Source organism: Thiocapsa roseopersicina (assembly GCF_900106925.1).
GTDB classification, from domain to species: domain Bacteria; phylum Pseudomonadota; class Gammaproteobacteria; order Chromatiales; family Chromatiaceae; genus Thiocapsa; species Thiocapsa roseopersicina.
In genome coordinates this window covers 123,917-145,911 of the sequence record NZ_FNNZ01000001.1, presented here as the reverse complement: position 1 = coordinate 145,911, position 21,995 = coordinate 123,917, and the positions used below count along the sequence as shown (strand labels likewise).

Here is a 21,995-nt window from a genome sequence, read left to right as displayed (position 1 = left end):
GCCGGGCGCAACCCTTGTCCTCTTTGATCCGCGAACCCGACCAAGCCACAACAATGACAAATCCATTGCTCGAGACCACCGGCCTCCCGGCCTTCTCCCGGATCCTCCCCGAACATGTCGAGCCCGCGGTCGACGTCTGTCTCGCCGACTGTCGCGCGGAGATCGAGCGCCTGACCCGCGAGGTCCCGGTGCCGACCTGGGAGAGCTTCGTCGAGCCGCTGGACGAGATCGACGACCGTTTGAGTCGCGCCTGGTCGCCGGTCGGACATCTCAACGGCGTGCTCAACAGCGATGAGCTGCGCGCGGCCTACAACGCCTGCCTGCCGAAGCTCAGCGATTACGGCACCGAGGTCGGACAGAACGAGGCCCTCTTCCGCGGCTACCAGGCGGTCGCCGCGCAAGAGCACCTGAACCCGGCCCAGCGCAAGCAGTTGGAGAACGCGCTGCGTGACTTCCACCTCTCGGGCGTCGACCTGCCCGCCGAGAAGAAGGCCCGCTACAAGGCCATCAGTCAGGAGCTCTCGCAGCTCACCACCAAGTATTCCGAGAACGTGCTCGACGCCACCAACGCCTGGAGCAGGCTCGTCGAAGACGAGACGCAGCTCGCCGGCCTGCCCGAATCCGCGCTGGGACTGGCCCGGCAGAACGCCGAGCAACGGGGCCAGACGGGCTGGCTCTTCACGCTCGACCTGCCGTCCTACATGCCGGTCATGACCTATGCGGACAACCGGGAGCTGCGCTTCGAGCTGTATCAGGCCTACGGGACACGCGCCTCGGATCAAGGGCCGCATGCCGGACAGTGGGACAACGGCGAGATCATGGAGCGCATCCTCGCGCTGCGTCACGAGCTGGCCGGGCTGCTTGGATTTGCGAGCTACGCCGAGCGCTCTCTCGCGACCAAGATGGCCCGCTCGCCGGACGATGTGCTCGCCTTTCTCAATGACCTGGCCGACCGCTCGGTCGGTCAAGCACGCAAAGAGCTTGCGGAGCTGGAAGCGTTCGCGCGCGAGCAGCACGGGGTCGAGAAGCTGGAGCCGTGGGATGTCGGCTACTATGCCGAGAAGCTGCGCCTGCATCGGTATCAGATCAGTCAGGAAGAGCTGCGGCCCTATTTCCCGATCTCGCGGGTCCTGTCGGGTCTCTTCGGCGTCGTCGAGCGCCTGTTCGGGGTCAAGATCCAAGAGGCGGAGGCGTTCGACACCTACCACCCGGACGTGCGTTTCTTCGAGATCCGCGACGGCGCATCCGGGGCGCTGCGCGGCCAGTTCTATCTCGACCCCTTCACACGCCAGAACAAGCGCGGCGGGGCCTGGATGGACGTCTGCACCAACCGGATGCACACCAGTCGTTGCGACCAACTCCCGGTCGCCTACCTGGTCTGCAACTTCACCCCGCCGGTCGGCGACAAGCCCTCGCTGCTGACCCACAACGAGGTCGAGACACTCTTCCACGAGTTCGGCCACGGCCTGCACCACATGCTGACCAAGGTCGACTATCCGGGTGTCGCCGGGATCAACGGGGTACCTTGGGACGCGGTCGAGCTGCCCAGCCAGTTCATGGAAAACTGGTGCTGGGAGCGTGAATCGCTCGACCTCTTCGCCGCCCATTGGGAGACCGGCGCATCCATTCCGCAGGATCTCTACGAGCGCATGACCGCAGCGAAGAACTTCCAGTCGGCCATGCAGATGGTGCGGCAACTGGAATTCGCACTGTTTGATTTCCGCCTGCATCTGGAGTACGACCCGGCGCGCGGCGGCCGCGTCTACGAGATCATCGAGGAGGTCCGCGAACGGGTGGCCGTGATCCGCCCGCCCGCCTTCAACCGCTTCGCTCACGCCTTCTCGCACATCTTCGCGGGCGGCTACGCGGCGGGCTATTACAGCTACAAATGGGCCGAGGTCCTGTCGGCGGACGCCTTCTCGTTATTCGAGGAAAAGGGTGTCTTCGACGCGGACACCGGCCGATCCTTCCGCGAGAACATCCTGGAGAAGGGCGGATCGGAGGACGCCATGATCCTCTATGTGCGGTTCCGGGGGCGCGAGCCGAATACGGATGCCTTGCTGCGGCATTCCGGTATCGCCGCCTAAGCCGACAGACAAATCTCCATGAGGATCAGCGCCACATGGCAATGATGGATGCGTAATCGAGAGGAAAGGATATGACCGCGCTCATGATGAAGCAGCAGTGGCAACAGATGGCCGAGACGAATCCCTTTTTCGGCATCACCAGCTGGCCGGAATTCGAGGATCCGACACATCTTGACCTGGAGTTCTTTTGGGATATCGGCAGGACCCACGCGCGGAACCTTCTGCAAAAAGTCCCGTTGCGTCGTTCCGAGCAACTCTCGATGGTCGAGATCGGTTGCGGTGTCGGGCGCATGACGCACTATTTCGCCGAGCGCTTTGCCCGAGTCACGGCGATGGACATCTCCGGCGAGATGGTAAGCCGAGCGCAACGCTACTGGCGCCATCTCGACAACGTCCGCTTCATCGAGGGCAGCGGAGCCGACTTGATGCCGGTTGCCGACGCAGAGGTCGATTTCGTGCTCTCGTTCTACGTCCTCAACCATGTGACCGACCCCGAGACCGTGCTCGGCTATGTTCACGAGACCGGGCGCGTCCTGAAGAACGGGGGCCACGCCTTGCTGCATATGCGGGTCCGCGACCTGGATGCCTGGTCGCCGGTCAGGCTGAGAAGCCGGCTCAGGCGGATCGGGCGTCCGGCGTCCAAGCAGCTCTGGTGGAATCAGGGCGTGACGCGCAGAGAGCGCGAGATGAAAACGGACTTGATCGGGCAGTTCTCAAAACACGACGCATGGCATGGTTGCGAGGTACCCTGGCCAGCGCTCGTCGATGCACTCGCAAGGGCGCGGCTGGAAGCCGTCTGGACGGATGTCGCAGAGCTGGGCCCCACGGAGTTCGCCTTTCTCGTCCTCAGGAAACAGGCTCCATAGGCGGCCCCATCGAATGAAATATAACGACCTACGTGACTTCATCGACCAGCTCGAGCAGCGCGGCGAGCTCAAACGCATCCGGGTCGAGGTCGACCCCTATCTCGAGATCACCGAGATCTGCGACCGGACGCTGCGTGCAGGTGGGCCGGCGCTGCTGTTCGAGCGACCGAAGGGGTCGAAGATTCCCCTGCTGGGCAACCTGTTCGGAACGACCCGCCGCGTGGCACTCGGCATGGGCGAGGAGTCGGTAGAGGCGCTGCGCGAGGTCGGCAAGCTGCTCGCCTTCCTCAAGGAGCCGGATCCGCCGAAGGGGATGAAGGAGGCGTGGCAGTCGCTGCCGATCTTCAAGAAGGTGCTGGACATGGCCCCGAAGGTTCGGCGCAACGCGCCCTGTCAGGAGGTCGAATTCAGCGCAGATCAAGTCGACCTGGGGCGCCTGCCCATTCAACATTGTTGGCCAGGCGATGCCGCGCGGCTCATCACCTGGGGACTGGTCATCACCAAGGGGCCGGAGAAGGCGCGCCACAACCTCGGCATCTATCGGATGCAGGTGCTCGGACGCAACCGGGTCATCATGCGCTGGCTCGCCCACCGCGGCGGGGCGCTCGATTTTCGCGACTGGCAACGCGCCCATCCAGGCAAGCCCTTCCCGGTGACCGTCGCGCTCGGCGCCGATCCCGCAACGATTCTCGGCGCGGTCACGCCGGTGCCGGATACGCTGTCCGAATACGCCTTCGCGGGGCTGCTGCGCGGCAGCCGCACCGAGCTGGCGGTCTGCAAGGAGTCTGATCTCCAAGTCCCGGCCAGCGCCGAGATCGTTCTCGAAGGCCATATCTATTCGGATGACATGGCACCGGAAGGGCCTTTCGGCGACCACACGGGTTACTACAACGAGGTCGGCGAGTTTCCGGTCTTCACCATCGAGCGCATCACCCAGCGCCGCGAGCCCATCTATCACAGCACCTACACGGGGCGTCCGCCCGACGAGCCGGCGATCTTGGGCGTGGCCTTGAACGAAGTCTTCGTGCCGATCCTCCAGAAACAGTTTCCCGAGATCCGCGACTTCTACCTGCCGCCGGAGGGGTGCTCGTATCGCCTGGCGGTGGTCAGCATCAAGAAGCAATATCCTGGACACGCCAAGCGGGTCATGATGGGTGTCTGGTCGTTCCTGCGTCAGTTCATGTATACCAAGTTCGTCATCATCGTGGATGAGGACGTCTGCACCCGCGACTGGAAGGACGTGATCTGGGCGATGACGACCCGGATGGATCCGGCGCGCGACACGGTGATGATCGAGAATACGCCAATCGATTATCTGGATTTCGCCTCTCCCGTCTCGGGACTGGGGTCCAAGATCGGCTTCGATGCCACGAACAAGTGGCCCGGGGAGACGACGCGCGAATGGGGCAGCCCGATCCTGATGGACGAGACGGTACGCGAACGGGTCGACGGGATCTGGGACAGTCTCGGGATCGGTCCTCGGGGCGGAGCGACCGACGGCGAGGCAGGCAAACGACATCGGGGGTAGGAATCGACGCCGGCGGCGCAAAGCGCCCCGACGACGATCTTGTCTAGGTCATGAGACGAGCAACAGGATCAGTAGCGACCCCCACCCCCGCCGCCGCGCGGACGTTCGGCACGCGGACGTGCCTCGTTGACAGTGAGCTTGCGTCCTTTGAAGTCGGTTTCGTTCAACGCCTTGATGGCCGCATCCGCCTCCGAGTTGTTGGGCATATCGACGAATCCGAAGCCTTTGGACTGACCGGAAAACTTATCCTTGATCACCTCCGCTGCCGCGAGATCACCGAACTCTCCGAAGACGTCCCGCAGGTCGTCGTCGGTCACGCTATAGGTCAAGTTTCCTACGTAGATCCTCATCGCTGTCTCTCATGCTGGTGTGCGTTGGTCGAGCCAAGACTGCCGAGCTGCCAACACACAAGCCGACTCGACAGCGGGTAGCACAAACCCGCACCCGCGCGGAGATCGACGGCACGGGGGATGGGTACGGGAAAGGGGATTTGGGCATTCAAACTGGATCCGAGGCTGGCCTCATTACGGACGGACGCCCGACACGCCCTCGCCGTGACTCTGGTGCGCCAGGCTGATTTCCCGCGTCGTTTCCTGCACCATGTCGTGCACCGGAACCCCGGAAGCGCGGCGATTCATTCCTGATGAAAGCTAGTGGATCGTGTGCGAAGCGTCAACTCCGTTTCATTGAAAAAAATGTGACGATTCGTCGAGCGGAAACCCGATTCGCGGGGAGGAGCAACCTGCAAGCCGGCCTGCCCGATCGCGGCGACAAGCCTTGTCGCATCAAGTCGATCGCTCCGGATAAGCACCGAGCCCGACGCCGAATCCCGCAGCGCCCGCCGAAGGCCGGTGGCACCCGGTCGGCACCTCATCGGCTGCACACGCAGGGTGAGGCCGACAGGCGACCGACCGAGCCGACGAACGGCTCGGTCGGTCGTGCGTCCGGATCAATTGTTGCTGAAGCTGCCGCGCTGATGCTCGTCCACGAGCACCCCGCCCAAGGCACCCACGCCGGCACCGATGAGCGCGCCGCGACCGGCGTTGCCGCTCAATGACCCGATGACCGCGCCGCTCGCCGCGCCCATGCCGGTGCCCGTGGCAACGCGCGAGGTGGTTGTGCTGCCGCATCCGACGAGCAGAAGGATGCTGGCCAGAGCTGCCGTAACTGTCGTGATTTTCATCGTTCGAATCTCCGGGACTTCGAGGGCGCCGAGCCGGCGGCCGACGCCCGATGGACCGAGGAACTATTTCTTACCCGTGCAAGGATATTTGCTTGCAAGCGCACGCACCACGCCCTTCACGGGCTGCTCGGCCATCAACTCCTTGTTCCCCGCATTGACCTGCGCCCAAGCGACGAACGCCTCGCGGGCATCCTCGATCGTGGCGCCTTGGGGGTAACAGACGAGGCGCTTCAACCCGTTGCGGGCCGTGACACCGTCGTGATACTGAACAGTCGCCTCGAGGAAGGCGCGGCAGGCCAGCGAGGCGATCAGATGTCCGTCGGCATCCGGTGCGACCGAGCAGATTCGATACAGATTTTCGGTCGAGTCGTATTGGAAGTCCGCTTCCTGAATCGCACTGGCGGGGGATGCGAAGACAGCGGTTGCGAGCAGTGCAGCGAGCATTGCGGGCGCTTGTCGGTAAGAACGCGTCATCGATGGCTCCTTATGGATTGTCGGGTCCGATCAGGCCCGAGCTCGAGGTCGCATCGAGCACCGAGCCTTTCGAGCAGGCAGCTCGGCCGTGGATGACCGAAGCGTCCCGCGTGACCGGGTGCAACGCCGCCGCGGCAAGCGCTGCACGGCCGAATCATATCCGCCAACAGCGTCCGAGGATACGCACACGCCGATCCTCTAGAAGATCCCGCGCAGACCCTCGGCCAGCGACGGGTAACGGAACACGACACCCAATTCTTCGCGCAGCCGATCGTTGCGCAGACGACGCGACTCGCTCAGGTAGGAGAGCATGCCCTCGGAGAGGCGATCGGCGGCCTCCTCGAGGCCGATCAAGGGCGGGCTCGGCAGCCCGGCCACCGCAGCCACGTCGAGAAAGTAGTCCGTCATGGTGCTCGGATGACCGTCGCAGGCGTTGTAAACCGCGCCCGACGGCGCCCGCTCCATCGCCGCGCTACAGGCCGCGACCAGGTCATCGACATGGATCCGATTGGTGTAGGGCGAATCCTCCGGCCTGACCATGGGGGCACCCGCGCGGAGGCGCTCCAAGGGCAATCGGTCGGGGCCGTAAATCCCCGCGACGCGCAGGATCACCAGATCCCGGCCGCTCGCCGCGCTCCAACGGCGCAGCGTCTCCTCGGCATCCAGACGCCGTTGCGAGCGGGCCGCGACAGGTGCGACCGGATGTGTCTCGTCGATCCAGGCACCCCCGCAATCGCCGTAGACGCCCGTCGTGCTGATATAGACGACACGCCGCGGATGACCGTAGCGCTCGAAGACATCGACGAGATGCCGGGTGTGCGGGTCTTGAACACCGCTCCCCGGTGGCGGCGCGAAATGAAAGAGCCGCGCATCGGCAAGCCCGAGATCGCCGGGATCCTCGGCCGCGAGATCGCAGCGTAAGCCCTTGATACCGAGGTGCTCCAACCGAGCAACCCCGTCATCGGAACGCACGATGCCGGTGACGGCCTCGCCCTGCTCCCGAATTTGGAGCGCGAGCCGCGTGCCCACATATCCGCACCCGACGATGACGTGCTCGTTGATCATCCGACCTGCCTCATGTTTGCGAAAGCGGCATAAGATGCCTCAAGATTGTTGAATCGCGTCCGCGGTGCAAACCCGCGTTACACACCGTCACACCCGGCACCATGGCATCGAGAACACCCGATGCGCCGGCGAAGACGGCACTCAAGCCATTGAAAAATGATCATTAAACCGCGTCCCTCCGGCGGCCGCAGGTAAAAATGAGGCCGAGCCAAACCAAAACCATCGCCCAATCACTCCGGACGCGGTTTAATCACCACATGAGCTTCACGATTCGAACCCTTCCCGCGGAACATCGCTTCGATGTCGAGCCGGACGAAACCATCCTCGCCGCCGCGCTGCGCCAGGGCGTCGGCCTGCCTTACGGGTGTCGCGACGGCAAGTGCGGATCCTGTGCGGTCCACCTGCTCGAAGGCCGGGTCGACTACCCGAGCGGCCGAACGGATGCGCTCGAAGGCCAACCCGAGGACACCTGCCTCACCTGCCAGGCCGTGCCGGCCTCCGACCTGATCGTGCGTGTGCGTGAGGTCCCCTCGGTCGCACACATCGAGGTCCGCACGCTGCCCTGCCGGGTCTCGCGCAAGGAGCGTCTCAATCACGACGTGATGCGCCTCTTCCTGAAGCTGCCGGAGAACCAACGGCTGCAATTCCTCGCCGGCCAGTATCTGGACTTCATCCTCCGCGACGGCCGCCGGCGGGCCTTCTCCATCGCCAATGCGCCCCACGACGACGCAGAGATCGAGCTACATGTCCGTCATGTCCCCGGCGGCGAGTTCACCGCCTACGTCTTCGACAGCATGCCCGAGAAGAGCATCCTTCGCATCCAGGGACCGTTGGGGACCTTCGTGCTTCGCGAGGACTCGGATCGCCCGATCATCCTGATGGGCGGAGGCACCGGGTTCGCGCCGCTGAAAGGGATGATCGAGCACGCAATCCATATCGGGCTCGACCGCCCGATCGAGCTCTACTGGGGGGTGCGTGCACAGCGCGACCTCTACCTGACCGATCTGCCGACAGCCTGGGCAAGGCAACTGCCCTCCTTCCGCTTCGTCCCCGTACTCTCGGAGCCGGATCCGGATTGGCAGGGACGCACCGGATTCGTTCACATGGCGGTCCTCGAGGATCACCCGGATCCGAGCGGGTTCGATCTCTACATGAGCGGACCGCCCGTCATGGTCGAGGCCGGGCGTGTCGCATTCGAGGCCGCAGGGCTTGACCGGGATCGCATGTTTTCGGACGCCTTCGAATACGCCACCGACACCAAGGCGCCCAAGTCGAAGGAAGGCGGGGCGGCCTGAGCTTGTCCTGCCGCCCGGAGCGGGGCACACTCCCGCGCCCGACGGACCTTTTCGCGATCTCGGAGCTACCGCTTATGCGCCCTATCCGGCTTGCCGTCGCAATCGGCCTTGCCGCCCTGCTGACGGTCGGTTGTGCGCCCGGCCCATTGAGTACGACTTGGATCGCGCCCGGGACACCCCCGACCCCGTATCGTGACCTGATCGTCTTCGGCGTCTCCACCAACCCGATCGTGCGCCGCGCCTACGAGGACAATTTCGTCGAAGCGCTCGAAGGCGCCGGAGTCCAAGCGCGTGCGGCGCACACCTTGCTGTCGGACCGCGATGTCGGCCGGGCGCGGGCGGTGCAGGAGGCCGTCGGGCGATCCGGGGCCGACGGGGTCATCGTCACCTACCTTGCAGGCGAAAACCCGGACGCCTCACCGAGCGGCGCAGGCACGCACGTGGTTCCGAGCCTTTACGGCCGCCTCTACCCGTATTATGGTCACATCCTGAGCGAAGTGACCGCACCCGGTTATTACGCCAATTATCGCGCGCTTCGACTCGAAACCAATCTCTACGACGCCGCACGCGCAACGCTGGTTTGGTCCGGTCGCTCCGACACACTGGATCCGAGCTCCGAGCAGACCATGATCAGCGAGGTCATCGCAGCCGTGATCGGTAAACTCAAGGCGGACGGCTTTCTGCCGACGACGTAAACCGCGTCCGGAGTGACATGCATCGTTTTCATGTTGTGTCGGGCTCAAGGATTTTTCCGACCTTTTTGGAGACGCGGTTTAAAATTTAATCGTTTTGAATACTTTAAACCGCGCCAGCTCCGACAGTCGTCGGAGCTGGCGCGGTTTAGGGCTGCCCCGGTCGAACTGGTCCGCCGCGGTCAGGAGCAGGCGACACCGGGGGCAAGGACGCTCGCACTGCGACGAACCTTGCCGATGCCGAACGTGTCGGTTGCATCAACGGAATGGCGCTCGCGCCGAGGGCTCGGAGGCCTGGCTGTTTTGCCGTCCACAACGTCATCACTATCCGTCGCGCCGCACGGTCTCGCCGTATGGATGCTGATCATGATCCTCGCCGCGGGCGAAGCGCTCGGCACGCAACCATCGCCCGAGCCCGACGACGCACCGCTCGGCGACCTGCTGAGTCTCCTCGACCAGGAGACCGAGCTGGCGACCCGCAGTGGAATGAACGCGGACTTCGTCCCCGGTATGGCGACGATCCTGTCCGGATCCGACATGCTCGCCCGCGGAGCGCGCACGGTCTGGGAGGCGCTCTCGCTGGTCCCCGGCATCAGCCAAGGGCTCGAGATGACGGGCGAGCGCCAGGTCCTCAGCCGCGGGGTGGGTTTCGGCTATGCCTCGGGGAACATCAAGTTCCTGCTCGACGGTGTATCGATGAACTCGACACTGCTCGCCACCGCGAACCCGGTCCTGAACATCCCCATCGAGCAGATCGAGCGCATCGAGGTCATCCGCGGACCCGGCTCCTCGGTGCATGGCGAGTACGCCTTCGCCGGAGTGGTGAACGTCATCACCCGGCAGAGCGACCGCACCATCCATGCTCAGGCCAACGAGCGCGCAGCTGCCGGCGGGGGCGGGATCTGGCACTGGAGCGACCCGCAGCGCGATCTGACGGCCTCGATCAATCTGACCGGACTTGCCGGCAACGGCGGCGTGTCCGTCTCCGAGGATGCACTCTTCGCAATCGGCGAGCCCGAGCTTTCCAGCGCACCCGGCCCGTCGAACGAAGCGAGCCGCTATCTCGGGGCCTTCGCCGATCTGCGCTGGCGCAATACCTTTGTCGCGATCAAGATCCTGGACGATGACTACGGAGATCATTTCGGGATCAATCACTTCCTGCCGCCGTCCGGCGACCGACTCGTCTCCGGGCAACGTTATGTCTCGGCTCAAGTCGGCCAAGACCTGGTCCTTTCGGATTCTCTGGATACGCGGATTCGGCTCGAGTCGCTGCAACACGAGCGCACCCGCGATCGGCTCTACGTCTTTCCGCCGAGCTACTTCGACGAGCAACCCGTCTACATGGATCAGGACTACCGCGAAACACGCTACCTCGGAGCCGCGGATCTGCACTGGCACGGTTGGGAGCGGCACTTGGTCCTGCTGGGATTCGAGGTAAGTCAGGTGCAGGTCGACCGAGCGAGCTGGAGCTGGCTCAACCTCCCGTTCGAGATCCCGGAGAGCTGGCTGGATACCGGACTCGACCGACGGATTCTCAGTCTGATCGCCCAGGACGAGATCCGCGCGAGCGAGCACCTCACCGTCACGGCCGCGCTTCGCCTGGACGACTACAGCGACCTCGGCGCCTTCCTGACCCCGCGTTTGGCTACCGTCTGGCGCATCGACGAGGCCAACATCCTCAAGCTCCAATACGCCCAGGCGTTTCGACCGCCGACCTTCTACGAGCGTGAGTATCCGGGCCGCGAATCCATCGGCGCAGGGGAGATCGCGACCTACGAGCTCGGCTACATCCTCAAACAACCCCGCTGGGAAGGACGCTTGATCCTGTTTCAGTCCGACCTCGTCGATCCGATCGTCTTCGGGGACGACGACGGATTCATCAACAGCGCCGATACGCGGCTGCGCGGTGTCGAGCTGGAATACGAGGTCCGCATCGGACCCCGCGTGAAGGTCGATGCGAATCTCTCCTACGTGGATACCGTCTCGCGCGACACCGACGGACCGCTGCCCGGCGGCACCGACACACTGGCCAATCTGGCCGTCATTTGGCGCCCGCTCGATCCCTGGACCGCGGCGCTGCAACTGCGCTACGTCGGCGATCGAAGCCGCCCCGAATCCGACCCGCGCGATTCGGTCTCGGGCTACGCGATGGCGGATTTCACCCTGAGCTATCAGCGCACCGGGCCGGGCGTTTTCGCGCATCTCGGGGTCAAGAATCTGACCGACGAGGATGTGCGCTACCCCGACCTTCCGACCGGCTTCGGCGGGGTGGACCTGCCCTACCCGGACGGCTATCCCCGACCGGGGCGACGCTGGTGGTTGTCCGTCGGTTACCGCTTCTGACAGGCGCCGACGTGATGCCGCCGAGCGCAGGAATCAAACGCCGGTGTCTCGTCGCTGCACTGCTTCTGTGTCTCGGGCTCGTCGCCACGCACGCCTGGACCCAGTCGCTCTGGCAGGAGGAGGAGCAACGGTTTCGCGTGGGGCTCAAGCTCTTCCCCGCCGTCCTCGGCGCCGTAGAAGACCTTGAAGACAGGCGCGCGACCGACGGAAAGCTCGAGATCCGCGTCGTCTACGAAGGGTCCGACACGGTCGCCCGAGAGGCCGCCTCGGCGCTGCGCGGCATCGGCCGGATCCGCGAGATCCCCTTGAATGTGCAGATCCTGAGCGCAGAGGCGTTGGACGCGGACGATTCGCTGCTGGGCGGAATCTTCGTCGCCAGCGTCGATCTCGGGGGCAAGCGGCTGCGCCTCTGGTCGGAGCGTCATCGCGTCCTGGTCTTCTCGCCCTTCGCGGGCGATGTGGAGGCCGGCGCCGTGGCGGGAATCCATGTCGCAGACCACATCCTCCCCTTCGTCAACCTGCCCCTGGCGCAGCGCGCCGAGGTCCGATTCAAGCCGTTTTTTCTCAAGGTCGCACGCCGCTATGAGTAACCCGGCATGAACGACAGGGCCTTGGCCACGCGCCGTCGGTTCTCGCTGACACTCGAGCGCAACCTCGCCGTGATCTTTGCGCTGCTCGGGATCCTGCTCACCACGCTGATCGCGGTGCACTGGGTGTTGGTCATCGAGCCAACCCTGCGTGCGGACGCCGAAAGCCGCTCTCGTGCATTCGCCCAGGCCCAGACCAGCGGAATCGAAACGCTGCTGCGCAACGAGCACCGGCCCGACCAATTCGCCAACGAGATCCGGACCGAGCTCGACGCCGTGCTGCTGCTCAAGGATGAGTCGACCGACACACCGTTCGTTCGACGGATCACCTTGGTCCTGGACGAGGATCTTGTCGCGCTTCCGTCCGACAGCCGCGATCTCGCGCGGGGGGTCGACCGGTGCCCGGATTGTTTCGTGACGGAGGTCCCGCTTTACGATCCGGACGGTCACCTTCTGGTCGGGATCGCCACCTTTTACTCCAGTCCGCAGTTCCTGAACGATCTGGTAGGCAGCGTGCGCGGCAAGCTCCTGTGGGTCGGCGGCGCAATGCTTCTGGTCATCGGACTCGCCTGGTTCGGCGCTAGCCGGGTATTGCGCAGGCTCGGGGAGAGCGAGTCCAACCTGCGCACTCTGTTCGAGGCTGCACCCTTCCCGATGATCTTGGCCGAGCGCGGCCTCACGGGGGTCGCTCAGGCCAACCAGGCGGCCAAGGTCTATCTCGCGCTGGAGCCCGACAGCACCGGACGACTGAACAGCACGGCCTGGGAAGCCCTCGCCGCCGACGGACTCCCCGCCGGGATCGGCGAGCAGCGCGAAACCCAGATCTTGACCAGAGACCGAAGTCGACGCTGGGCCGTGGTCTCGGCAATGCCGATTCGATTTTCGGGCGTCTCCAGCCGACTCATCTCCTTGGTCGACATCTCGGAGCTGAAGGCGATCCAGGATAACCTGCGCCTGGCGTCCTTGACGGATGGACTGACCGGGGCCTACAACCGACGCTATCTACTTCAGAAGCTCGCCGAGGAGATCGAGCGCGCCAAACGCTACGGCGAAGACCTCTCGGTCATCCTGCTCGACCTGGATTTTTTCAAGGCGATCAACGATACCTTCGGGCATCGTGTGGGCGACGAGGTCCTGGTCAAGGTCGCCACGACCTTGCGTGCATGCACGCGCGACGTCGATATCAGCGGCCGTTACGGGGGCGAGGAGTTCCTCGTGATCCTGCCGCACACCTCTGCCGCCTTGGCGACGGAGGTCGCCGAGCGCATCCGACGCGCCGTCAAGGCGCTGACCTGGACCCAACGCGGGCTTCGGGTCACCGCCAGCAGCGGCGTGTGCGAATATGCGGGAATGGATGTCGACAGCCTCGTCGAGATCGCGGATCAACGGCTCTATCGGGCCAAAGAGGGAGGCAGGGATCGTGTCGTGGGTGCGTCCTGATCGGAAGGACATGAATCGGCAGGCGATAGGGCGCACCCTAGCTGTCTGTGCGCCCGATCGGCGATCGCCGGAGCGGCCTGTCCGGAATCCGACCCGCGCAATTGCGACGCCGCGCCGGCACATGACCCGAGCCGGACCGAGACACTCTTGACCCGCAAAGCGCTCCGCCGAGTCATCGGCGCCCCCGGCTCGGGGGCGCGGCGCCTCTTGATGCGCGCGGCGATTGCCTTGGCGCTAGCGGTACTGATCCTTGGTTCGCTCGGAGCCTGGTGGTCGGTCGAGCTGGCGGATCGCGAGATGAAGGACCGCTTGCTCCTGGAGACCCGGCTCTTGGCGCAATCGCTGAACGTCGAGCGCATCACAACCCTCTCGGGCGACCTCGCCGACCTCGAAAAACCGGAATATCAGCGTCTCAAGAAGCAGCTCTCCGACATCGCGCGGACCGATCCGCGCTACCGATTCGTCTATCTGATGGGCCGTCGGCCGGATGGGCAGCTGTTCATCTTCGTCGACAACGAGACACCCGATTCCGAGGATTATTCGCCGCCCGGCGACATCTACGACGAAGCGTCGGACGGCGAGCGAAGTGTCTTCGCCACCGGCGACGAGCATGTGGAAGGACCGCTCGTCGACCGGTGGGGGACCTGGATCTCGGCGCAGGTACCGATCTTCGAGCCGAGCAAGGCCGTCCAAGGCAGCGCACTCCCGGCCGAGGCCCACGCGCTCGTACAGAGCGCGGCGGACTATGCGCGTGAGCATGGCCGGGAGGCCCTGCTGGAGGCATTGCGCGAGCCGAACGGGCCCTTCCATCGGGGCGATCTCTACGCCTTTGCCTACGATCTCGACATGACCTTCCTGGCGCATTCGGTCCGACCCGAGTTGGTGGGCCGGAATTGGATCGACAAGCCCGACCGCAAAGGCGGCACGCTGTTCCGCAGGGAGATTCAGCGCATCGCCCTGTCCGAAGGCAGCGGCTGGGTGGCCTACGAATACGAGAACCCGATCAACCGCCGGGTCGAGCCCAAGACCACCTTCGTCCAGCGCGTCGGCGACATCATCGTCTGCGCCGGGGCCTATCGTGTCCAGGGTGGCGTCGTCGCCGTGCTCGGCATCGACGTAAATGCCCGCAACTGGCGGCTCGAGCTCGCGAAGGCCGCCGTGCCGGCCATCGCATTGACCCTCGCGCTGATCCTGATCGTGCTGACGGGCACGACCTTGCTGCTCAGGCGCGCTCGGCTCGACGAGCGTGCCGCGCGCCGGTTACGCCATGTGGAGCCGGCGCTGGCCCTGGCCTTGGGACTCTCCTTGACCCTCTTCGCCGCATGGACGACCCATCAGCGCGAGCGCCATGCTCGCGACTGGTCATTCGCCCAATTGGCGAGCGCGCGTACCGAGTCGATCGCCGCAGCCTTGCGCAACCTACGCGACACCGAGTTGGAGGGGTTGGCGAGCTTCATCGAAGGGTCGGAGGATGTCACCGCAGAGGAGTTCGCCCGCTACACGACCTATCTCACCCGCAATCCGGCCGTGCGTGCGTGGGGATGGGCGCCGGCGTTGTATACGGCGGATCAGGGCGACTTAGGCGCACTGGCCAAGGCAGCGGGCATCGAGGACGCGCGGATGTGGCAGGAGGACGCAATGCGGGGTCGCGTGCCGGTCGCGACGCGCACCATCCACTATCCGCTCCTCTTCGTGGTGCCGCCGACGAACGCCAACGTGCAGGCGGTGGGCTTCGACCTTGCCTCGGATCCGCAACGCAGCGCAGCCATCGAGACGGCGACACGCAGCGGCATGCCCACGGCGACCGAACCCATCACCTTCGTGCTGGAGCCGGGGAGCCCGAAGGGTATCCGTGTCTTCCAACCGGTCTTCGGCGAATCGGGCGATGTACGGGGTGTCGCCGCCGCCGCGCTGCGCATGGATACCCTTCTGCTGAGCGACGGACCGGACAAGGCCACGCGCCTGCAGATTGCTTATCTTCACCGCTCCGGAGACTTCGAGCCGCTCGCATCGAATTGGAATCCGAATGGCCGGCTGCCCGTCGGGCCGGCGCTGACCCGCCTCATCCCGATCTTCGGCGAAGTCTTTGCGGTGACGGCCTACGCGGGTCCGGAGTTCCTGAGCAGGCATCCCGTAAGGGCAGGATGGATCACGGCGCTCACGGGGCTCGCCCTGACCGCCGCATTCGCGCTCATGGTCGCTCTACTGGTGCGTCGCCATGCGGGATTGGTCGGTCTGGTCAACGCACGTACCGAGGAGCTCAACCGGTTCTTCACGACCGGACTCGACATGTTCTGCATCGTGAACGCCGAGGGCGTCTTTTTGCGCGTCAATCCCGAATGGGAGCGCGCCCTCGGCTACCCGCCCGAGGAATTGGAAGGGCATCGCTTCCTGGATTTCGTGCATCCCGAGGATCGCGAGGCGACGCTCGCGGCGACCGGGCACCTCGACGCACAAGTACCGATCCTGGATTTCGAGAACCGTTACCGCAGCCGGGATGGCGGCTACCGCTGGATCGAGTGGCGCTCCTTCCCCAGCGGGGAGTTGATCTATGCCGCTGCACGCGACGTGACCGAGCGCAAGCAAGCGCAGGCCGAGACCGCGCGACGCTTGGCACTGGAAAGCGCCGCCGCGGCGATCTCCGCCCGTTTCGCGAGGGCCCGCCCGGACAACTTCGACGCCATTCTCGATCGGGCTCTCGAAAGGCTGGGCGAGCTCCTCGAGGTCGAGCGGGCCTACCTGTTCCGTTTCTCGGAGGACGGCTCGCGCATGAGCAACACCCACGAGTGGTGCGCCCCGGGGATCGCATCCCAGATGGGGCGTGCGCAAGACCGGCCGGTCGCGGGGATGTCTTGGTGGGGGACCCGGATGGCAACCGGCGAGCCAGTCCTGATCCCCGACGTGGCCGTCCTGCCGGACGTGGCGGCAGCCGAGAAAGCAGAGTTTCTTGCTCAGGGCATCCAGTCGCTGCTGTGCCTGCCCATGGTGGACAGCGGCGGCCGGCTCGGCGGCTTTGTCGGCTTCGACGCCCTGCGCCCCGAACATGCGTGGGCGGAAAGCGACCTCGGTCTCCTGCAGCTCCTCGTGCAGGTCATCGGCAGCACCATCAAGCGCTTGGACACCTTCGCCCGCCTTCAGGACAGCGAAAAGGCGCTGCAGAGAGAGACACGCCTACAAGATCTCCTGATGGAGATCTCCGCGACCTATATCAGCCTGCCGTTGGACCGGGTGGACTTGGTCATCGAGACTTCGTTGGGGCATCTGGGCGACTTCGTCGGTGCGGACCGGGCCTACCTCTTCGACTACGATTTCGAGCGGCTGATCGCCACCAACACCCACGAATGGTGCGCGCAGGGGATCGAGCCGCAGATCGACACCCTGCAGGCCGTTCCGACCGCCATGATCGCCGATTGGGTCACGACCCATCGGCGCGGAGGCACCGTCTACGTCCCGGATGTGCTCTCGCTTGCGCCCGAGAGCAGCGTCAGGCAGGTGCTTGAGCCCCAAGGTATCAAGAGCGCAATCGCCGTGCCGATGATTGACGGAGCGCGCTGCCGAGGGTTCGTCGGCTTCGATTCGGTGCGCAGGCACCATCGCTATTCCGACACCGAGCAGCGGCTGCTGACGGTCTTTGCGCAGATGCTCGTGAACGTCCAGAAACGGCGCGAGACGGAGGACTCGCTGCGACTCAGCCGCGAGCAAGCCGAGGCCGCCAGCCGCTCCAAGAGCGAGTTCCTGGCCAACATGAGTCACGAGATCCGCACGCCCATGAACGCGGTGATCGGGCTGAGCCAGATTCTCTTGGACACCGACCTGAACGACGAGCAGCGCGACTATCTGGGCAAGATTCACGGCTCCTCGCGTCTGCTGCTCGGCATCATCAACGACATCCTGGACTACTCCAAGATCGAGGCGGGCAAGCTGGAGCTGGAGTCCCGTCCATTTCGAATAGACCAACTCCTCGACCAGATGGCCACACTCTTCGGCTCTGCGGCCGGCGAGAAGGGCCTCGAGCTCGTCTTTCGCGTGTCCCCCGATGTCCCTCGGACACTGCTCGGCGATGCGCTGCGCCTGGGCCAGGTCTTGACCAACCTGCTCGCCAATGCCCTCAAGTTCACCGAGCAGGGGACCGTCGAGGTTCGGATCACCCGACTCGGCGGGGACACCGATCAGGCACGCCTGCGCTTCCAGGTGTCGGACACCGGGATCGGCATGGACGCAGGACAGATCGATCGCCTGTTCCGGGCCTTCTCGCAAGCCGATAGCTCCACGACACGCAAATACGGCGGCACCGGGTTGGGACTGGTGATCAGCCGCAAGCTGGTCGAACGCATGGGCGGCAACCTCGAGGTCGCCTCCTCGCCCGGAGAGGGCAGTGTCTTTTCGTTCGACCTAGTCCTGCCGGTCTCGCGGGCGGACACCGACCCGCGCAACGTTCGAGAGATCGCCGGCGCCAGGATCCTGGTCGTCGACGACCACGCCGTCGCCAGAACCGTGCTCCGCGAGATCCTCGAGAGTTGGCGATGCCGGGTCGCGGAGGCCGCGAGCGGGGCCGCTGCCGTGCAGGCCGTCGTCGAGGCCGAACGGGCCGGCGTGCCCTTCGATGTCATCCTGATGGACTGGAATATGCCCGGTGAGCTCGACGGGCTGGAGGCCGTCCGGCAGCTGTTCCGGTTGCGCAAAGAGGGCTTCCTGACGGGTGCCGAAGCACCGGCGATCATTGTCAGCGGCTATAACCGCGACGACCTCCCGAAAGACCGCTCGGGGCTCAACGGTTTCCTGGGAAAACCGGTCACCGCCTCGACCCTGCTCGACACCCTGCTCGAAGCGCGTGGGGGAAAACCGCAACCCGACAAGCCCTCGCAACCGGCCCGGGCAGCGGCGCCCTCGTTTGCCGGTTCGGCGATTCTGCTGGTGGAGGACAATGCTCTGAACCAGGAGGTTTCAAAGCGCATGCTTCAGCGCACCGGCGCCGTCGTGACCCTGGCCGAAAACGGCGGCGAGGCGGTCGAGCTGGCGACGACGCGAGACTTCGACTTGGTCCTCATGGATCTGCAGATGCCGATCATGGACGGATTCGAGGCCACCCGGCGGATTCGTCCGGTGCGTCCCGATCTGCCGATCATTGCACTCTCGGCGGCGGTGATGGAGGCCGATCGGAACGACGCCCGGGAAGCGGGCATGAACGACCACCTGGCCAAGCCGATCGACACCGGCGAGCTTTACCGGACCCTCGCCCGCTGGCTGGGCTGTCATGACAAAGCCGAGCCGAAGGGAAGTGCTGCGCAGACAGTCGACCCCGCATCCGACTGACCGCGGCCTAGTGGAGCAGTGCAGAGATTCGGAGACCGTCCGAGATCATTTTCGTTGTCGTTGTCGTTGTCGTTTCGATGGTCGATTACGACAACGACAACGACAACGAAGGGTCTCAACCCGTCAGCCGTGCTGCATGTGGTTCAACCGGCGGCAGCCGGACCCAGCGCGCACAAGGCCCGGACGATCGCCGCATCCTCGGCGCGCTCGGCGACGGCGACCTGCACGAAACCCAACCCTCGGGCCTTCTCCGCCGTGCGTTCCGCCACGACCACCAAGGGCGTGGCGAGCAACGGAGCACGTCCCTCGGGGCCGAGCATCTCCATCAGATTCAGCATGACCTCGTCGCTGGTCGCAGTGACCGCGGCGACGGTCTCGGTCCAGCGCGACAGCAGCGGAGCGGGATCGAACGCCGGACGCAGGCGACAGTAGACCTCGGCAAAGCGCACCTCGGCACCGCGGGCGCGCAGGGTCTCGGCGAACAATGCACGCCCGCCTTCGCCGCGGACGATCAGCACCCGACGGCCGCGCATGTCGGCCAGCTCGGGCATCGCGAGCAGGGTCTCGCTGTCGAAGCGTTGCTCCGGAACCAGCTCCGGCGCACGCCCCGCGTCGGTCAGCGCCTGCGCGGTCGCCCGCCCGACGGCAGCGACCTTCTCGACCCCCGGCCAAGAGCCGTCCGGCACCAAGGCCAGCGCCTGCTCGACCGCGTTCGGGCTGACGAAATAGAGCATGTCCCAGGACTCCGCCAGCAGCGCGCCCGCCTCGCGCGGATCGGCGACCGGCGCGATCTCGATGCTGGGCACGCGGATCGCGCGACCGTTGGCCGCCTCGATCAGCCGGCAGAGTCCATCCGCTTGGGCCGCGGGCCGGGTCACCAAGACGCCGCGCCCGCCGAGATCACAGGGCGCGGGCATCAGGGCTCCTGCAATGCACTCAGGATTTCGCCGGCACCCTGCGCAAGCAGATCGTCGGCGACCCGCGTCCCGATCGCCTCCCAGTCCTCGCGTGGGCCTTCGGATTCGGCGCGTAGGATCCGGGATCCGTCCGGCGTCCCCACCAACCCCTTGAGGACGAGTCGGTCGCCCTCGATCAGGGCATGGCCGGCGATCGGCACCTGACAGCCGCCGTGCAAACGCGCGTTCATCGCCCGCTCGGCAAGCACCCGGTCCGCGGTGTCGCGGTGATGCAGGGGCGCGATCAGGTCATTGGTGCGCGGGTCCGCGCTGCGGCACTCGATGCCGATGGCGCCCTGCCCGATCGCGGGTAGGCTGTCCTCGGGCGTGATTCGGCTGCGGATGCGCGACTCGAAGCCCAGCCGCATCAGCCCGGCGGCGGCCAGGATGATGGCGTCGTATTCCCCTGCGTCGAGCTTGGCGAGACGAGTATTGACGTTGCCGCGCAAGGGCTCGATGCGCAGGTCGGGACGACGGTCGGCGAGCTGACACTGGCGGCGCAGGCTCGAGGTGCCGACACAGGCACCCTGAGGGAGATCGTCAAGACCCTCGAAGCGGTTCGACACGAAGGCATCGCGCGGGTCCTCGCGATCCATGATGACGGCAAGATGGAGACCCTCGGGAAAATCCACCGGGACGTCCTTCATGGAGTGCACGGCGATATCGGCCACGCCCTCCAACATGCCCTGCTCGAGCTCCTTCACGAAAAGGCCCTTTCCGCCCACCTTCGCCAGCGGCGCATCGAGGATCTTGTCGCCCTTGGTGGTCATGCCGACGATCTGGATTTCGAGCCCTGGATGGAGCTTGGTCAGCAGCGCGGACACATGCTCGGCCTGCCACATGGCCAAGGGAGATTTACGGGTGGCGATACGGATGATGTTCGACATGGTGGATCCTAAAGGGGCTCTCGTTCGGAGACTGATTCTGAAACAGGGACGTACGATCACGCCCGCGCGGACGAGACCACTGGACCACGAAGGCGGCGAAGGGGTGAGATTGTGTCACAGCCGACGCGGGGATTCGAACCGGCTAAACTGCGTCTCGCAGCGACATGGCTGCTCAAACCGTTTTTCAAGGCAGCAGACACCCACGAACGACGGAGCAGACGCAGTTTAAAGAATTGTTTTTAAATTCCTAAACTGCGTCCAGCGCGAATCCCGAGGTGTCCGCCCGGGGCCGCCGCAAACTGAAACCTCGCGCCCTGCACGGGACGCAGTTTAGCTGGGGACTTGGAGGAATTGGGCTTCATCCGGCCGCCCCTCCGCATGCATCCAGATCGGACCGCTTCCGTAACCGGGATACAGGGGTATCGCGATCAGTGCCCCCGATCGCGTACCGAACCCGTCCGGACGCTCGAACGTCATGGCGCCCTCGGGTCCAGCATCCGGGCGACACTGATTGGATGCCAGCAGATCCCGCCAGGCCGACCAGTCCTCGGCATCGGGATCCGGGATCTGCGCCGCGAGGAACCGCGGCAGATGCTCGGCGATGCGCGGGTGGTCGAGATCGTCGAGCTCGGTCGCGCTCAACATGTGCAGACCGGGGGCGACCGGGTGGACGCGGATGTCGCCGTCGCCTCCGTGACGCAGCCAATAGGCCGAGCGCGGATCGGCCAGCACCAGATTGAAAGGCCGATAGGCCGCCGGATCCAGATCGGCCAGCGCCCGGGCTGCCTCGGAGGCTTCGGCATGGTCGAGCGCCTCCAAGACCAGCTCGCCGCGACTGCGCTTGCCGGGCAGCGCTCCGAGCGTCCCCTGACGGTTCATGACCGCGGCGACGAGGCCATGATCGTTGACCCCGAGCCAGCTCCCGCCGGACTTCAGATCGAGCCCGGCACGCACCTCCGCGCGGTCCGGCCAATGCCGCCCCGGCGGGCGACTCGGCCGCGTGCGCATCTCGTCCCGATTGGCCGCGATCAGGACCGGCCAGGCGTGACCCGGACGCATCAGAATGACGAAGGTACACATGAATTGAAACCCCTCAAGCTGGAGATCGCCCTGCGGTGCACTGTCGTCATGCGCCGTCGTGATGCGGAATCGCTCATCTCATTGAACAACGGTCAAGGCGAGGTGCGCTTCGGATCGAATGAAACATCATTAAATTCTTACATTCGGATTCGGTCATTCGGAATGGGCTCGATCGTCGGTCTTGCGCGGTAAGACCAGC

General features: G+C 65.1%; 16 protein-coding genes. 9 read left to right on the top strand and 7 right to left on the bottom strand.

Annotated elements, in window-relative coordinates; genetic code table 11:
• Window positions 1–53: 53 nt before the first annotated feature.
• The 3 genes from prlC to ubiD all read left to right on the top strand — a co-directional run bounded on the left by prlC (window position 54) and on the right by ubiD (window position 4,481).
• Window positions 54–2,087 (top strand): oligopeptidase A, encoded by a 2,034-nt coding sequence (prlC, locus tag BLV04_RS00640; RefSeq protein WP_093027102.1) that lies wholly within the window; start codon window positions 54–56, stop codon window positions 2,085–2,087.
• A 71-nt stretch (window positions 2,088–2,158) separates the two neighbouring features.
• Complete coding sequence (locus BLV04_RS00635) at window positions 2,159–2,953, top strand: class I SAM-dependent methyltransferase (RefSeq protein ID WP_093027100.1); 795 nt, start codon at window positions 2,159–2,161, stop codon at window positions 2,951–2,953.
• 13 nt (window positions 2,954–2,966) lie between these two features.
• Window positions 2,967–4,481, top strand: coding sequence for a 4-hydroxy-3-polyprenylbenzoate decarboxylase (gene ubiD / locus BLV04_RS00630; protein ID WP_093027098.1), 1,515 nt, complete (start codon window positions 2,967–2,969; stop codon window positions 4,479–4,481).
• A 68-nt stretch (window positions 4,482–4,549) separates the two neighbouring features.
• On the opposite strand, the gene rbp is transcribed toward ubiD, so the two are convergent.
• The 4 genes from rbp to BLV04_RS00610 form a co-directional block, all read right to left on the bottom strand.
• Window positions 4,550–4,831, bottom strand: coding sequence for an RNA-binding regulator (rbp, locus tag BLV04_RS00625; RefSeq protein ID WP_093027096.1), 282 nt, complete (start codon window positions 4,829–4,831; stop codon window positions 4,550–4,552).
• A 599-nt stretch (window positions 4,832–5,430) separates the two neighbouring features.
• Window positions 5,431–5,664: a YMGG-like glycine zipper-containing protein gene (locus BLV04_RS00620; protein WP_093027094.1), complete on the bottom strand. Its 234-nt coding sequence runs from the start codon at window positions 5,662–5,664 to the stop codon at window positions 5,431–5,433.
• A 63-nt stretch (window positions 5,665–5,727) separates the two neighbouring features.
• On the bottom strand, window positions 5,728–6,138 hold the full coding sequence (locus BLV04_RS00615; protein WP_093027092.1) for a Rap1a/Tai family immunity protein: 411 nt from the start codon (window positions 6,136–6,138) through the stop codon (window positions 5,728–5,730).
• 198 nt (window positions 6,139–6,336) lie between these two features.
• Entirely contained in the window at window positions 6,337–7,203 is an 867-nt protein-coding gene (locus BLV04_RS00610; protein WP_093027090.1) for an SDR family oxidoreductase, read from the bottom strand.
• A gap of 257 nt (window positions 7,204–7,460) precedes the next feature.
• Between BLV04_RS00610 and BLV04_RS00605 the strand changes: the two genes are divergently transcribed.
• From BLV04_RS00605 to BLV04_RS00580, 6 genes are all read left to right on the top strand, one after another.
• A complete protein-coding gene (locus tag BLV04_RS00605) occupies window positions 7,461–8,498 on the top strand; it encodes a CDP-6-deoxy-delta-3,4-glucoseen reductase (RefSeq protein WP_093027088.1) in 1,038 nt (345 codons plus the stop codon).
• Between the two features lie 74 nt (window positions 8,499–8,572).
• Window positions 8,573–9,193 (top strand): hypothetical protein, encoded by a 621-nt coding sequence (locus tag BLV04_RS00600; protein WP_093027086.1) that lies wholly within the window; start codon window positions 8,573–8,575, stop codon window positions 9,191–9,193.
• 363 nt (window positions 9,194–9,556) lie between these two features.
• On the top strand, window positions 9,557–11,533 hold the full coding sequence (locus BLV04_RS00595) for a TonB-dependent receptor plug domain-containing protein (protein ID WP_175534427.1): 1,977 nt from the start codon (window positions 9,557–9,559) through the stop codon (window positions 11,531–11,533).
• A gap of 14 nt (window positions 11,534–11,547) precedes the next feature.
• Window positions 11,548–12,123: a hypothetical protein gene (locus BLV04_RS00590; RefSeq protein WP_093027082.1), complete on the top strand. Its 576-nt coding sequence runs from the start codon at window positions 11,548–11,550 to the stop codon at window positions 12,121–12,123.
• Window positions 12,124–12,129: 6 nt separating this feature from the next.
• Window positions 12,130–13,560 (top strand): GGDEF domain-containing protein, encoded by a 1,431-nt coding sequence (locus BLV04_RS00585; RefSeq protein WP_093027080.1) that lies wholly within the window; start codon window positions 12,130–12,132, stop codon window positions 13,558–13,560.
• A 147-nt stretch (window positions 13,561–13,707) separates the two neighbouring features.
• The gene (locus BLV04_RS00580; RefSeq protein WP_093027078.1) at window positions 13,708–18,873 is read left to right on the top strand and encodes a response regulator; all 5,166 of its coding nucleotides are present in this window, start codon (window positions 13,708–13,710) and stop codon (window positions 18,871–18,873) included.
• A gap of 143 nt (window positions 18,874–19,016) precedes the next feature.
• Here BLV04_RS00580 and BLV04_RS00575 read toward each other — a convergent pair whose 3' ends face one another.
• The 3 genes from BLV04_RS00575 to BLV04_RS00565 form a co-directional block, all read right to left on the bottom strand.
• Window positions 19,017–19,790 carry a uroporphyrinogen-III synthase gene (locus tag BLV04_RS00575; RefSeq protein WP_093027076.1) on the bottom strand — a complete coding sequence of 258 codons (774 nt, stop codon included), beginning with the start codon at window positions 19,788–19,790 and terminating at the stop codon, window positions 19,017–19,019.
• Entirely contained in the window at window positions 19,790–20,716 is a 927-nt protein-coding gene (gene hemC / locus BLV04_RS00570; RefSeq protein ID WP_093027074.1) for a hydroxymethylbilane synthase, read from the bottom strand. Before hemC ends, BLV04_RS00575 begins: the two co-directional genes overlap by 1 nt.
• A 330-nt stretch (window positions 20,717–21,046) precedes the next feature.
• Window positions 21,047–21,796 carry an NRDE family protein gene (locus BLV04_RS00565; protein WP_093027072.1) on the bottom strand — a complete coding sequence of 250 codons (750 nt, stop codon included), beginning with the start codon at window positions 21,794–21,796 and terminating at the stop codon, window positions 21,047–21,049.
• Window positions 21,797–21,995 lie beyond the last annotated feature (199 nt).